Raw genomic sequence first — 13,562 nt, 5'->3', positions numbered from 1 at the left:
CGGGCGGTCCCTGGGGTGTGACGAGCATGGTGGTGCGGAGACATGGTGATCGATCTCTGCCGGCGTGTTCGTGCGGCCCTTAAATAGTCGACCGGTTGACTAGTAGTCGATCGGCTAGTAGCTTCCAGCACTGAACCCCCACCCCCACTGTGGAGATCAGCATGAGCATTCAGAAGGTCGCAGTAGTCACCGGCGCATCGCAGGGCCTGGGCGCCGCCATCGTCGACGCCTATCGCAAGGCCGGCCACGCCGTCGTTGCCACCTCGCGCAATATCGCCCCCGCCGACGACTCCGGCATCCTCACCGTCCAGGGGGACATCGCCGACCCCGCCACCGCCGAGCGCGTCATCGCCGCCGCTGTGGACCGGTTCGGCCGCGTCGACACTCTGGTCAACAACGCCGGCATCTTCGTGGCCAAGCCCTTCACCGAGTACACCCTCGAGGACTACGCGGCGGTCGTCGGTGTGAACCTCGACGGGTTCTTCCGTATCACCCAGCTCGCCGTCGAGCAGATGCTCTCCCAGGGTGGCGGACACGTCGTCAACATCACCACCAGCCTCGTCGACAACGCCGACTCCCGGGTCCCGTCCGTGATGGCCTCGCTGACCAAGGGTGGTCTGCAGTCCGCCACCAAGTCCCTGGCCATCGAGTACGCGACGCGCGGCATCCGCGTCAACGCCGTCTCGCCCGGCACCATCAGGACGCCCATGCATCACGAAGACACCCATGAGTTCCTCGCCGGTCTGCACCCCGTCGGCCGACTGGGCGAGCCGAGTGACGTCGCGGACGCGGTGATCTACCTGGAGAACGCCCCGTTCGTCACCGGCGAGATCCTCCATGTCGACGGCGGCATGAGCGCCGGCCACTGACACACGGTTGCACGGAAGCCCTTACGCAGGCCGCCCGCTTGCGTAAGGGCTTCCGTGCAACCGTCACGGGGGGGCCCGACCATCGGGCCGCGAACTCGACCACCTCGGACCAGCTCTCATCTCCGAGGTCGTGCGGCCACCTGGGCGCCGGCCGTGCCTGTTCAGTCCGTCAGGACGCCGTGCAGCAGCAGGTCGATGAGTGCTGTGGCGAGGCCGCGTCGCCGCTCGGTGTCGGTCATCACGCTGACACCGCCGAGCGCCATGAGTACGTCCTGCGCCTGCACCCGCGGCCGGACGACGCCCTCCCCCTGACCGGCGGCGAGAAGATGCCGCACCGCCTCGACGAGGTCCGCGCGGGTCTGCAGCCGCTCGCCGTCATCGGTCAGCACGACGCGCAGCGCGTCGGCCATGCCGTGCTTGGCCGCCATGAAGTCGATGAAGCGCTCCATCCAGGTCCGCAGCGCTTCCCCGGCAGGCCGGTCCGCCGACAGCTGCGGCGCCGCCTCGCACAGCAGCCGTACTTCCTGCCGGTACGCCGCCTCGATCAGCAGCTCCTTGGAGGGGAACCGGCGGTAGAGCGTGCCGACGCCTACGCCGGCGGCGCGGGCGATCTCCTTGACCGAGGCGTCCGTGCCTTCCCGGGCGAAGGCCTCCGCCGCGGCCTTCAGCAGCCTGTCCTCGTTGCGTTGCGCGTCCGCGCGCAGCGGCCTGTCCTGCCGCCCGTCGCCGTCCCGGTCCTTGCCGGCCAAGTTCTGTCTCCCTTCCGGCGAGCTTGTAACCGGAACCAGTTCCGGTTATCGTCTCAAGCGGAACTGGTTCCGGTTGAAAGGCTACCCCGACGACGGCTCCGCGAGCGGTCGTTGCACCGGTCGTCCGTCAGCGGCCTGCTCACGGCGCCCGAAGCCACATGACGAAGGCCGACCCGCACCGCGTGCCCTCGGCTTCCACATCCTGCGGCCCCGAAGCCGCGTCCACCGCACGGAGAGGCGACGACACATGTCCGCACGACTGAAGAACACGGTGGCTCTGGTGACCGGAGCGAGCAGCGGCATCGGCGAGGCGACCGCGCGCGGCCTCGCGGCGGAAGGCGCTGTCGTCGCCGTCCTCGGACGGCGACGCGAGCGGCTGGAAGCGCTCGCGGACACGATCCGGGCGGATGGCGGCACGGCCCTCGTGGCGCAGGCCGACGTCACCGACCGGCACCAGGCGGAAGCCGCGGTGGAGAGTGTGGTGGCCGAGTTCGGCCGCCTGGACACGGTCGTCAACAATGCCGGATACATGGGCGCCGGACAGGCGGTCGATTCACCGCTGGAGGAGTGGGACCGCATGCTCGAGGTCAATGTCCACGGAGTCCTGTACGTCACGCACGCCGCGCTGCCGTTCCTCCTGCGCGCCGCCCAGGACTCGCCGCGGGGCGTGGCGGATCTGGTCAACATCAGCAGCACCGGGGGCCGGGTCGCCCGTCCCGGAACAGCCGTCTACAACCTGACGAAGTTCGGCGTCAACGGCTTCACCGAAGCACTGCGGCAGGAGGTGAGCCAGAAGCGCGTACGGGTGAGCGTGGTCGAGCCCGGCACGGTGCAGACCGAGCTGAGCACGCACCTGCGCGACGGCATACGCCAGGCCATCGAGCGGCAGATCGCGGACATCGAACTCCTGCGGCCCGAGGACATCGCCGACGCCGTCTCCTACATCGTGACGCGGGACCGGCGGGTCGCCGTCAACGAGATCCTCGTGCGCGCCGGCGAGCAGACCTGGTGAAGGCCCGCGGCGCGAGCGCCCGCGGATCCCGGCAGCGGGCGTGACAGGGAAGAGGGGGCGGGCGTACGGGTTGCTCAGGTGGCGACCTTCTGGAAGGCGATGGCGAGCTCTCTGAGGTCCAGGCCCGCCAAGTGGTCGAGAAAGTACCTGCGAACGGCGGACAGATTGGTCGGCCACGCTTCCTGGAGGCGGGTGAGGCCCGCGTCGGTGAGGTGCGCGTGCCAGCTGCGGCCGTCGCGCTCGCACTGGCTGCGCCGGACGAAGCCCTCGGTTTCCAGCCGGCCCACGACCCGGGTCATGCCGCTGAGCGACATCTCGCAGGCGCTCGCGAGGTCTCCCATGTGCAGCCGCCGTGCGGGCGCCTCCGACAGGTGCATCAGAGTCAGGTACTCGGTGTTGGACAGCCGCTGCTCACGCGTCATGTCGGCGTCGATGGCGCGGGGCAGGGCGTAGATGAGACCGGGCAGAGACCGGACGACGGCTTCTTCGTCCGCTGTGAGCGGTCGCACGGGGTCTTCCTTGGCCGACATGGGCTTCGGGGTCATGGCGACACAACCTCACTTCGCACCGTTCTCGGGTCGCTCCGAGGTCTGTGGATTGCTTGCCCAAGCAACCGTATAGGACGTAGGTGGCCGAGGCCACCTGTGTCGCCCTCGGAGCACCACACCGGCCGGCGCGCGGGCAGGCGTGCCGACCGCTTGGGCGAGGTGTTCCGGTCGCCGCAGGGCGAGGCGACGCGTCGCCCCTGCGGTCGTGCCCGGCCGGCCGTCGTCGGGCCCCCGGGCCCCCGGATCGCGAAACCTCGGATCGCGCCAGGTGAACCGGTGGTCAACTCCTGCTCGGGCAAGGCGCGGGACGGTTACCGCTCGTGTCGTGACCCCTCGCGGGCGGCCGGTTCCCGGCACTTACACTGTGCCCATGGCGGACCCCACGACGATCAAGCCTCTCAGCCGTGACGAGGAGGCTTTCCTGCGCGCTCTTGGCAGGGTGATCACGCAACTGTCCCGCGTCGTCGACGCCGACATGCTCAAGGAGCAGTCGATCACCAGCGGTGAGTACATGGTCCTGGTCCACCTCTCGGAAGCACCCGACAACCAACTGCGCATGAGTGAGCTGGCCCAGGCCTGCGGGCTCTCTCTCAGTGGCATGACCCGAGTGGTCAACCGTCTGGAGAAGCGATCGCTCGTGCTCCGGCAGAAGTCTCCCGATGACGGACGGGCCTGGCTCGTGTCCCTCACCAGTTCCGGCTGGACCCAGCTGAAGCAGGCCTGGCCCACGAATCTCGCGAGCGTGCGACGTCACATCTTCTCCCGCCTGGAGGGTTGTGACATCCCCGCGGCCACGCAGGTGCTCGAGCGCATAGCGCTTGGCTAGGAGCTCTGATGCGGATCAAGCAGCGCCCTCGGCTGCCCGGCGTGACCCTCTGCGTGTGCGCGGCGACACCTTTTTGAAGGGTGAGGTACGTGCCGTCGAGGTGACGGACTTCCCGTAGGGCGCGCTGGGGGTCTGCTTCTTGTCGTGTCGTTCGTCACCTGTCAGAATGGTGACATGATGCATTCCTTCAAGTGTGGTGCCCCGGTGCTGGACTTCGTGGGCACCCTGCGCGCGCGGCGCAACGCGGTGCCCACCGAGATGCTCACCTCTCCGGAGAGCCTCGAGGTCTGGTTCCGTGAGTCGGGTCTTGTCGACGTGGACGTGTCGTGCACTCCGGCGGACCTGGAGCAGGCGATCGCCCTCCGTGAGGCGGTCTATCTGCTCGTCGCGGCCACGTTGGCGGACGACGCCTACGACGCCCATGCTCTGGCGCTGGTCAACGACGCGGCGCGGATGCCGTCCGCCGTTCCGCAGCTCACCCGGCGCGGGAGCCGTCGGGTGGAGGCGACGCCACAGCAGGCGTTGTCGTCGATCGCCCGGCAGGCCGTGGAACTGCTCGGCGGACCCGACGCGGCGTTGCTGAAGGAGTGCAGCAGGGGCGAGTGCACGCAGGTCTATCTCGACCGATCGCACGGCAGCCGCCGGGAGTGGTGTGCCATGGACCCGTGCGGAAACCGGATCAAGGCCGCTGCCTATCGGGCGCGCAAGCGGACGCAGGCGCGGTCGGCCTCGCCGGTACGCTCGGGCCGGTAGACGCTGACGCGGGCCGCGCCGTACACGGCGCGCGACCGCTCCGGACGCTGGAGGCGTCACGTCGCCGAGGCCGGCGCGGCCCGCGCGAACGGCTGCCCGGTCGACGGGGCGTCCGGCCGGCGGACGGCGGCATCGGTGGTTGGTGGTGAGCCTCAGACCTGAGCCGGCATCTGGGCGCCCAGCAGGGCCAGGCAGTTGGCCCACAGGCTGCCGAGCAGGGAGGTGTTGTTGTAGAGCTTCGCGAACAGCACCTGGCCCTCGAGCTGGGCGACGACCGACTGGGCGGCCGCGCGCGTATCCGTCACAGCCACCTCCCCGCGGGCCTGCGCCTCGGCGATGACCTTGCCCACCATCTCTGCCTGGGCCTCGAAGATCTCCTGGAGCCGTTCCCGTACGGCCTCGGTCTGATTGCTCATCTCCAGGGAGAGATTGCCGAACAGGCAGCCGGAAATCGCTCCGCAGCTCTCCTGGCCGGCCCGCTGAGTGGCCTCCGTGGCCTCGAACAGCTGCCGCAGCCGCTCAAGCGGCTCGGCATCCCCGTCGAGGATTCGAGCCCACGCGCGTCGCTCCTCGGCCCAGTGTTCGTCGATGACCGCGAGGGCGAGGGCCTCCTTCGACTCGAAGAAGTAGTAGAAGCTGCCCTTGGGCACGCCCGCCGCCTTGCAGATCTCGGCCACGCCCAGAGCGGAGTAGCCGCGCTGCTCGATCAGTGAGTGCGCAGCGGTCAGAATCTTTTCCTTCGCATCACTTGTCCTGCCCATGCCTGCAGTATATGACCGATCGACTATCGCCGGTAGGGGGGGCATCATCCCTGCTGACGTGACGGTCGCCGACTCTAGGAGGCGGAGCCTCCCAGCAGGAAGGAAGCCGGTCGTGGCGGAGGCGGGGGGCTCGGAGGCACCCTGGGCACGTGGTGATCAGGGTGAGCGCTGCGTCCGGGACCGCCCGTGACCGTGCGGCTGCCCGGACCGGGCCGTCGTGCCCGCGCCGACGCCCGCGACGCACGGCCTCACGCGTCCTGCCGCAGCAGATGACCCGGCGGCGCCGCGAAGCCGCGCCGGGCCAGCGGCGCATGCACCCTGCGCCGTCACTGACGCTTCGAGGATCGCAGAGGTACACCGCGTGACCGCAACGCCGTCCCCAGGCCTTCCGCACGCCGCGAGCCGGCCGCCGCGTTCGCCGTGGCTCCACGTCGCCCAGGCCGCCGCGGCGCTGGCGGCCGGCATGGGCGTCGGCCGCTTCGTGTACACCCCGATCCTGCCGCTGATGCACGTCCAGGCGGGCCTGTCGGCCGGGGCCGGAGCCAACCTGGCGACCGCCAACTACGCGGGGTACTTGATCGGGGCCCTGGCCGGGACGCTGCTGCCGGCCCTGGTGCGTTCCACAGCCGTGCTGCGTGGCTGCATGGTCGCGCTCGTCGCCTCTCTCGCGGCGATGCCCCTGACACGCACCCCTGTCGTGTGGCTCCTCCTGCGCCTGGGGGCCGGAGCCTTCAGCGCGCTGATCTTCGTGATCGCCGTCAGCTCACTGCTCAGTCATCTGCGCGACCACCCGGCCCAGCTGCCCGGCTGGGCGTTCGGCGGGGTCGGCGCCGGTATCGCCCTGTCGGGCGTGCTCGTCCTGATACTGCGTACGGTCGGCGACTGGCAGACGGCGTGGTGGGCCTCCGCGGCCCTGGCGGTCGCGCTGACCGCGGCGGCCTGGCAGCTGCGGCCCGAGCCGAGCGCACGGCCGGCCGGTTCCGCGCCCGTCTCCGGAGCACCGCACCGGGCGGCCGGTCCGCGTACCCGTCGCTGGTTCGGCGCCCTGTTCGCCTCCTACACCCTGGAGGGCGTCGGCTACATCATCGCCGGCACCTTCCTGGTCGCGGCCGTCGAACAGACCTCACCCGGCTGGATCGGCAGCGGCTCATGGGTGCTGGTGGGGCTGGCGGCCATCCCGTCCTCCGCGCTCTGGGCGGCGCTGGGGCGCCGCTGGTCCCGCCCGGATCTGCTGCTGGCCGCGCTGGCCGTGCAGGCCGTGGGCATCGCGCTGCCGGCGCTGGTCGGCGGGGTGGCGTCCGCACTGATCTCCGCGGCGCTCTTCGGCGGCACCTTCATCGGCGTCAGCACGCTGGCTCTCGGAGCGGGCGCGCACCTGCGGTTCCCCCGTGCCGTGGCGCTCCTGACCGCCGGCTACTCGGTCGGGCAGATCCTGGGCCCGCTCGCCGCCGCCCCACTGCTCCACCACGGCTATCATCAGGCGCTCCTCCTGGCCGCTGTCGTCGTCCTGGCCGCTGCTCTCGCCGCCTTCGTCCTGCGTATCGGATTCCCCCACCACCTGCCCGGCCCGGGACGACAGGGAGTGCAGCGGGAACCGGCCCCTGGACATCAGCTCGCCTCTGTGGATGCCCGCGAGGCCCGGTCGGCCGAGTGACCGCGCCGGGCCGGTCGGCCACTCGGCGACTTCGGGGCGGCTCGCGGCAGGAAGTGACGTACCGTCAGGTCGTGCCGTGTCGACGCCCTCAAGTGATCACATTCACAGGGAGTTCCCGGCCGTCACGGAATGAGCCGACGTCGACGGTGGTTGTCCCAAAGCACCTGCGCCCCACCTGGCCGTACGGCGTGCCGTGTCCGCCGCCGGGGGGTATCACACGTCGACACCTCCACGGGAGAAGTCATGAAGCGACGCCAGTCCGACGACGAGTCCCCTCGACTGCGCCGCATCCGTCTTCCCGGTACGGTCATGCGTCTTCCCGGTACGGTCATGCCGGCCCCGCCGACAACTGCCCGGCCACCGCGAGACGACAAGGACACGGGTCCCTGCCTGTCGCGCACGGCCGGGTCCGTCGCGGACTGACGTCCTCGGGCCCCGAGCCGGCGCCCGGCCGCCGGCTCAGGGCCGGGTGATGGGCATGTTCACCGACACCGTCTTGCCCATGCCGTTGGGGGAGCTGTTCCACATGTCGGCCAGAGTCTCGACGATGAGCAGGCCGCGGCCGTGTTCCGCTTCCGCGTTCTCCTCCTCGGCCAGTGCCAGGGGCGACGGAACCGGTGGGTTGCTGTCCGAATCGCGTACCTCCAGGCGTATGTGATCCGCGAACACCCGAAGACGTACGTCGACGTCGCTGCCGGCGTGCACGAGCGCGTTGGTGACGGTCTCCGAGACGACCAACTCCAGCGCGTCCGACATGCTCTCCAGCCCCCATGAACTCAGGCGGTCGTGCACGAACCTGCGTGCGGTCCTGACCCCGCGCAGGTCGTGGCGCTGAATGCGCATGCACCCCACCTGAGGCTCGCCCTGGTCCCTCGCTCCCTGGTACAGGGCCAGCAGCAGGACGGCGTCATCGCGTCGCTGCCAGGCGGCGGACACCTCGGAGATGACCAGGTCCGCCAGCCGCTCGAGATCGGGAGCGGACCCCGGCGCGCCCGCGCCGAGCAGCGCCCGGCCGCGGGCGTCGGCATCGGCCGGGTCCCAGCCGACGAGACCGTTGGTGTACAGCATCAGGAGCGCACCCGACTCCAGGGTGTGCTCACGTCCTTGGAAAGCGCGCCCCGAGCACACGCCCAGAGGAACGTTGGCCGGCGCGTCCAGGACGCCGATCCTCCCGTCGGGTCCCCGCACCAGGGGCGGCGGATGCCCGGCGAGAGCCACCTCGGCGGTGCCGTCCGTGGTGTCCAGGGCGACGACGCAGCAGGTCACCGTCAGATCCGTATGCAGTCGCCCGAGCAGTCTGCCGGTGCGCTCGATCACCGCGGCCGGGCGGTGCCCCTCGGTGGCGTACGAAGCCGTGGCGGTGCGCACCTGCCCCATCACGGCGGCGCTCTCCATGGCGTGGCCCTCCACGTCACCGACGACCAGCACCGCCCGGCCGTTCGCCACCTTGATCACGTCGTACCAGTCGCCCCCCACCTTGGACGTGACCGTGGCGGGCTGGTACCGGGCCGTGGTGATCAGGCGCGGCAGATCGGGGAGCACGGGAGGCAGGAGAGTCCTCTGCAGACATTCGGCGACGGCGTGCTGCCGCGCGCTCAGTTGGACGCGGTCCACCGCCCCGCCCAGCAGGCCCGCCATCATGTCGAGGACGGCCCTTTCCTCGGGCGGGAAGTCGCGCGGGGCGTCGAAGGCCAGACAGCAGATGCCGACAACCTGCGGTTTGCCGGCCCCGGGCAGATCGACGAGGCGGCCGTCGCCCCTCAGCGGCACGTACGCCACGGTGTGGGGCTCCCCGGCGGAGAGGCTGCCGGCGGTCGGCAGAGGGTCTTCGGAGACGAACAGCGGCCGCCCGCGGAACGCCTCGGTCGCCGGTGTGTGCTCACTCATACGAAGGCCATGGAGGCCGCGGACGATGTCCGAGGAGGCCCCGCAGTGGCCCAGCACCCACAGACGGCCCTCGGCGGCGGAGGCCAGCACCAGGGCCTGGGCGCGCAGCGGGGCCATGACGCAGTATTGGGCCGCCGCGACGACCTCGTCCATGGTCATGGCCCGGTTGACCAGATCGGCCAGACGCCGCAACGGGTACATCATGCTCGTCCCCGAGGAACCCGGCGTGCCGTGCACGCCCCAGCCGGGCGTGCACACGCTCGTGTCGATGCGGGACTCCGGGGGGATCAACAGGGGCGTCGGGCCTGCCGCCACCGTGACGCCGTCCTCGACGAGCGCGGCGAGGGCGGCTGCCAGTTCGTCGCCGATGTCCCTGAGACCGTCCTGCTCGGTGGTCGAGAAGGTGCCGAGGTCCTCCGAGCGCAGCACGGTCAGGGCACCGAAGCGCCGGTCACCGGCGATGACCGGCGCTGACATCGCTATGTACGGATAGGGCTTGACATGTTTCTGGTCCGGCTCGGCGGGATCCGGGTCGACGAGAACGGCCGTGGTCCCCGACTCGACGGCGCGCACCGTGGCACGGGGTGCGCCCAGCATCATCCGTCCGGCGAAGGTGAAGAGCGACGGCGGACTTCCGGCGGCCAGGGCCAGCCGGAGTTCGCCACGGCGTTCGTCGAGCAGGTAGACCGCCGCCGTGACGGCGTTCAACCGGTGCATGGCCCTCCGGACGGCGCTGTGGAGCACCTCCGCGAGATCCGCGCCGCCAATCACAGGGCCGCCGCTGCGATTCCGGCCTGGCACTGGTTCGGTGCTGGTCACGAGAGAACTGCCTCCAGCGCGAAGAGGTGGTGTCGGGAGGGGATCTGCCCCGTTTCTCGCGTTCAGGCGACGAGCAATCATCTGCCGGCTGGTCCGGCTCCAATCCTGCACCGTCGGCTGGTGTCACACCACTCGCCGTCCGGCGCCCACCATCGGCTCGCGACGGTCGCCGTCCGGTTCGGTGCGCCTCCCTCCACAAGCGGCCGGAACCCTTTCCGGGAGCCAGGCACGACGGGAGCACCAGGCGGGCCGAGGGCTGCGGCAGCATGTGTGGCCGACAGTGTCGTGTCAGTCGTCCCACAAGGGGCCCGATCGGACCGCATCGCCGGCGACAGAGACGCCCTGCCCCGGTGCCGGTCGTACCGAGAAGCCCCTACTGGCCGCTGACGCGTCCCTCCGCGAACGCCACGGCGTCCTGGTGGCCGAACAGCCCCGGCAGCCCTCCGGTGTGGAGGAACACGGTCTTCTCCCCGGGCCTGATGTTCCCGTCGCGCACGGCGGAGACGAGCCCCGCCATCGCGCGGCCGGTGTAGACGGGATCGAGGATGAGCCCCTCGGTCCGCGCGGCGAGCGACAGGGCGGCAGCCACCTCGTCGGTGAACACGCCGTACCCCTCACCGATGTGGTCGTGACGAATCCTGAGCAGCTCGGGGGTGAGGTCCGCCGAGGCCAGCGGGGCGGCGAACGCGCACACCGCGTCCGCGATCCCCGTACGGGCCCCGGTGTCCACCCCCAGCACGCGGTCCGCTCCGAGACCCGCCACGAGTCCCGCCATCGTGCCGCCGGAGCCCGCGGCCACCACGGTGTGCCGCAGCCCGGGCACCTCGGCCTCGAGCTCCTCGGCGCATCGCAGGTATCCGCGCGCGCCGAGGGTGCTCGAGCCCCCGAACGGAATCAAGGCGGGCCGCTTCCCCGCACGGCGCAGCTGTTCGGCGACGACGGCCGCCTCCTCCGACAGAGCGGCGGCGTCGACGTCGCCGGCCCAGACGACACGCGCACCCAGCAGACCGTCGAGCACCAGGTTGCCCGAGTGCGACGTGCGTGCGGACCCCGGGAAGACCAGCACGCACTCAAGGCCCAGACGGGCGGCCGCCGCGGCGGTCAGGCGAGCATGGTTGCTCTGCGCGGCACCCGTGGTCACCAGCGTGTCGGCCCCCTCGGCACGGGCGGCCCCCACGGTCCATTCGAGCTTGCGGATCTTGTTTCCGCCGCCGCCGAGTCCGGTCAGATCGTCCCGCTTGACCCACAGGTCATCGGGGTGCAGGCCGATGGCGGTGGCCAGACGGGGGAGCGGCTCGACAGGGGTGGGAAAGGTGCCGAGGCCGACACGTGGGGGAGGGAGGGTGGTCACCGCTGCTCCTTGTGGGTGGGTGTGTCAGGGATGTGTCCGGCGCACCGGACGGCGTTCCGCCCGCCCGAGCATCCGGAAGACGTCGATGTGCGGAACCATCAGGGGCGAAGGTTCCTGCGTCGTGCCGTGCGGGCGGACCCTGTGATGGCGGCGCACCCGGGGTCGGTCACCGGCGGGCGGCGCAGCCCAGCAGATGCCTACCGCTTGTTCGGGTCGTCCTCGGGCAGCCACGCCTCGGGGGCATGGATGCCCAGGTCCGCGAGGTGGTCCGTCAGCGCGTCGACCGTGCTCAGGACGGCGGTGCGGGTCTCGTCGCGCCGCCATACCAGGGACCAGGTCCAGTAGACCTGCGGGTCCACCACGGGGCGTGCGACCAGATCGGGCGGGAGCGGGGTGGTCTGAGACTTCGGCGAGTTGAGGATCGGTCGGGCCGATCGGCGCACATGGTCGAAGAACGCCGGCCCGGTGACGCCGCCGTCGGAAATGTGCACCGCACGGGCGCCTGTGTCCCGAACCAGTCGCTCCGCGTAGGCGTTCCAGGAAGGCCAGGCAGTGGCGTCGTCGTCCAGCAGCACCGCGATGTCCTGGGCACGGACGGCGGAGGCGTCATGGCCGGCGCAGACCGCGTACAGTCGATCGGCGCCGAGGAGCCGGGAGTCGAGCCGCCGTGCGGCCAGGTCCTCCCGGCGGATCCAGCACACCGCGAGGTCGAGGCTGCCGTCCGCGACCCGGGCGGCCTGTGTGTGCGAAGGAGCGACCCAGGCGTCGACATGTACACGTGCCACGGCCGAGGTCCGCGCGGTGAGGTCCGGGGGCAGCCAGCTGACGTGGCCGAGCCGGACCGGCTCGGAACCGGCGATCCTCGCCGCGAGGGAACGCAGCTCGTCGGCGCTGTCCACCAGCGCACGCGTACGCGGGAGGAGCGCGGCTCCGGCCGGTGTCAGGCTGACCGAGCGGCGATCCCGGTCGAACAGTCGCACCCCGAGATCGCGTTCCAGCGCCTTGATCTGCTGGGACAAGGACGGCCCGGCGATCAGGAGCCGGCTCGCGGCGCGGCCGAAGTTCAGCTCCTCGGCGACCGCGAGGAAATACCGCAACTGGCGCAGTTCCACGGGATCATGGTACGTGTGCCGAGAGGACGCCCTGTCGGCGGAGGCGCTCGGCTCCGGGGGTGCGCGCCGAGGCTCTGCGTCCCTCACACCAGGCAGGCCAGGTTCTGCAGGATCCGAGCGGCTGGCTCCGCCGTCGCGTGACGATGGCCCGTCCCCGCCCACAGATTGATCCGCTCCGGATCGCCGGCCGCCGCCGCGGCGCTGCGCAGCGGGCTCGTCAGGTGGTGCAGGGCGGGGTAACCGTCCGGGGCCAGGGCGCTGAACCGGTCGGTGAAGTCGTTGCCCAGTGCGCGTGCCGGGCGGCCGGTGAACGCCCGCGTCACCACGGTCCCACGGCCTTGCGGGTCGGCAAGCGCCTTCCGGTACGGCTCCGACGTCCCGGCTTCGTCGGCGCGCAGCAGGACGGTGTCCACCATGACCGCGGAGGCCCCGGCCGCGAGCGCCTCGGCCACGGCGTGCGGTGTGCCGATGCCGCCCGCGGCGACGAGCGGCACGGACACCTCCTTGCGCACCGCCTGCAGCAGGTCGGGCAGGGGCACGGCGGGCGGCGTGCGCTGCGGGGTCCACGTGCCCGAGTGGCCGCCCGCGGCCGAAGCCTGTACGGCCAGTACGTCGACGCCCGCTTCCGCGGCCGCGCGCGCCTCCACCGGCGAGGTGACCGTCTGGACCACGAGTGTTCCGACCCTCCGGAAGGCGGTGACGACCGAGGCCTCCGGAAGGCCGAAGGTGAAGCTGACGACCGGTACGGGGGAGGAGAGCAGAAGATCGAGCTTGTCCGCCCAGTGGTCGTCGTCCTCGACGGGCCGGGTGTGCGCAGGGTCCAGACCGTAGGAGCGGAACTCCGGTGCGATCGCGTCGGCGAAGGCCCGGAAGGCCCCGGGATCCACCGGTACGCGGTTCGGAGTGAACAGGTTCACCCCGAAGCCGACGCCCGCGGAGCGGACGCGGGCGATCTGTCCGCGCAGCGCCTCAGCGGTCTTGTAGCCGGCGGCGATGAAGCCGAGGCCGCCGGCACCGGCCGCCGCGACGACCAGTTCGGGCGTGGTCGGACTGCCTGCCATCGGTGCCGCCAGAACCGGCGTCTCGAGTCCGAGATCGGTGAGCGATGAAGCCATCGGGGATCTCCTGCTCCTTCCCATGAAGAACGGCGCGACGGCCGCGGTCCGTGTTCGCCGGCCCGCGCGGCGGCGGGAGGCGACCCCGGCGCGACGGGCTTCCCGG

At 71.2% G+C, this 13,562-nt stretch carries 12 protein-coding genes; 5 read left to right on the top strand and 7 right to left on the bottom strand.

The genetic code is table 11. The features are described 5' to 3' along the window. Window positions 1-161 precede the first annotated feature (161 nt). Window positions 162-869, top strand: a complete 708-nt coding sequence (locus ACWDUZ_RS32800; protein ID WP_451635445.1) for an SDR family NAD(P)-dependent oxidoreductase — start codon at window positions 162-164, stop codon at window positions 867-869. A 161-nt stretch (window positions 870-1,030) separates the two neighbouring features. On the opposite strand, the gene ACWDUZ_RS32795 is transcribed toward ACWDUZ_RS32800, so the two are convergent. Further along, a complete protein-coding gene (locus ACWDUZ_RS32795) occupies window positions 1,031-1,618 on the bottom strand; it encodes a TetR/AcrR family transcriptional regulator (protein ID WP_451635444.1) in 588 nt (195 codons plus the stop codon). A gap of 247 nt (window positions 1,619-1,865) precedes the next feature. Here ACWDUZ_RS32795 and ACWDUZ_RS32790 point away from each other — a divergent pair, with 247 nt between their 5' ends. After that, a complete protein-coding gene (locus ACWDUZ_RS32790; protein ID WP_451635443.1) occupies window positions 1,866-2,630 on the top strand; it encodes an SDR family NAD(P)-dependent oxidoreductase in 765 nt (254 codons plus the stop codon). 74 nt (window positions 2,631-2,704) lie between these two features. Here ACWDUZ_RS32790 and ACWDUZ_RS32785 read toward each other — a convergent pair whose 3' ends face one another. Next, window positions 2,705-3,139 (bottom strand): MarR family winged helix-turn-helix transcriptional regulator, encoded by a 435-nt coding sequence (locus tag ACWDUZ_RS32785; protein ID WP_451635442.1) that lies wholly within the window; start codon window positions 3,137-3,139, stop codon window positions 2,705-2,707. 409 nt (window positions 3,140-3,548) lie between these two features. On the opposite strand from ACWDUZ_RS32785, the gene ACWDUZ_RS32780 reads away from it, so the two are divergent. Together ACWDUZ_RS32780 and ACWDUZ_RS32775 are read left to right on the top strand one after the other, a co-directional pair. Then, window positions 3,549-4,004 carry a MarR family winged helix-turn-helix transcriptional regulator gene (locus ACWDUZ_RS32780; RefSeq protein ID WP_451635441.1) on the top strand — a complete coding sequence of 152 codons (456 nt, stop codon included), beginning with the start codon at window positions 3,549-3,551 and terminating at the stop codon, window positions 4,002-4,004. 177 nt (window positions 4,005-4,181) lie between these two features. Next, complete coding sequence (locus tag ACWDUZ_RS32775; protein ID WP_451635458.1) at window positions 4,182-4,757, top strand: CGNR zinc finger domain-containing protein; 576 nt, start codon at window positions 4,182-4,184, stop codon at window positions 4,755-4,757. A 152-nt stretch (window positions 4,758-4,909) separates the two neighbouring features. Here ACWDUZ_RS32775 and ACWDUZ_RS32770 read toward each other — a convergent pair whose 3' ends face one another. After that, window positions 4,910-5,518 carry a TetR/AcrR family transcriptional regulator gene (locus ACWDUZ_RS32770; protein WP_451635440.1) on the bottom strand — a complete coding sequence of 203 codons (609 nt, stop codon included), beginning with the start codon at window positions 5,516-5,518 and terminating at the stop codon, window positions 4,910-4,912. A gap of 463 nt (window positions 5,519-5,981) precedes the next feature. On the opposite strand from ACWDUZ_RS32770, the gene ACWDUZ_RS32765 reads away from it, so the two are divergent. After that, on the top strand, window positions 5,982-7,172 hold the full coding sequence (locus ACWDUZ_RS32765) for a YbfB/YjiJ family MFS transporter (protein WP_451635457.1): 1,191 nt from the start codon (window positions 5,982-5,984) through the stop codon (window positions 7,170-7,172). 459 nt (window positions 7,173-7,631) lie between these two features. On the opposite strand, the gene ACWDUZ_RS32760 is transcribed toward ACWDUZ_RS32765, so the two are convergent. The 4 genes from ACWDUZ_RS32760 to ACWDUZ_RS32745 form a co-directional block, all read right to left on the bottom strand. Further along, on the bottom strand, window positions 7,632-9,830 hold the full coding sequence (locus ACWDUZ_RS32760; RefSeq protein WP_451635439.1) for a SpoIIE family protein phosphatase: 2,199 nt from the start codon (window positions 9,828-9,830) through the stop codon (window positions 7,632-7,634). A 421-nt stretch (window positions 9,831-10,251) separates the two neighbouring features. Next, the gene (locus ACWDUZ_RS32755) at window positions 10,252-11,229 is read right to left on the bottom strand and encodes a D-cysteine desulfhydrase family protein (RefSeq protein WP_451635438.1); all 978 of its coding nucleotides are present in this window, start codon (window positions 11,227-11,229) and stop codon (window positions 10,252-10,254) included. Window positions 11,230-11,426: 197 nt separating this feature from the next. Then, a complete protein-coding gene (locus tag ACWDUZ_RS32750) occupies window positions 11,427-12,341 on the bottom strand; it encodes a LysR family transcriptional regulator (RefSeq protein ID WP_451635437.1) in 915 nt (304 codons plus the stop codon). 83 nt (window positions 12,342-12,424) lie between these two features. Further along, a complete protein-coding gene (locus tag ACWDUZ_RS32745; RefSeq protein WP_451635436.1) occupies window positions 12,425-13,456 on the bottom strand; it encodes an NAD(P)H-dependent flavin oxidoreductase in 1,032 nt (343 codons plus the stop codon). Between the last annotated feature and the right edge of the window lie 106 nt (window positions 13,457-13,562).

Source organism: Streptomyces sp. NPDC003393 (assembly GCF_053589015.1).
The sequence above is the reverse complement of the archived record's forward strand: the minus strand, read 5'-3'. Positions and strand labels throughout refer to the sequence as shown.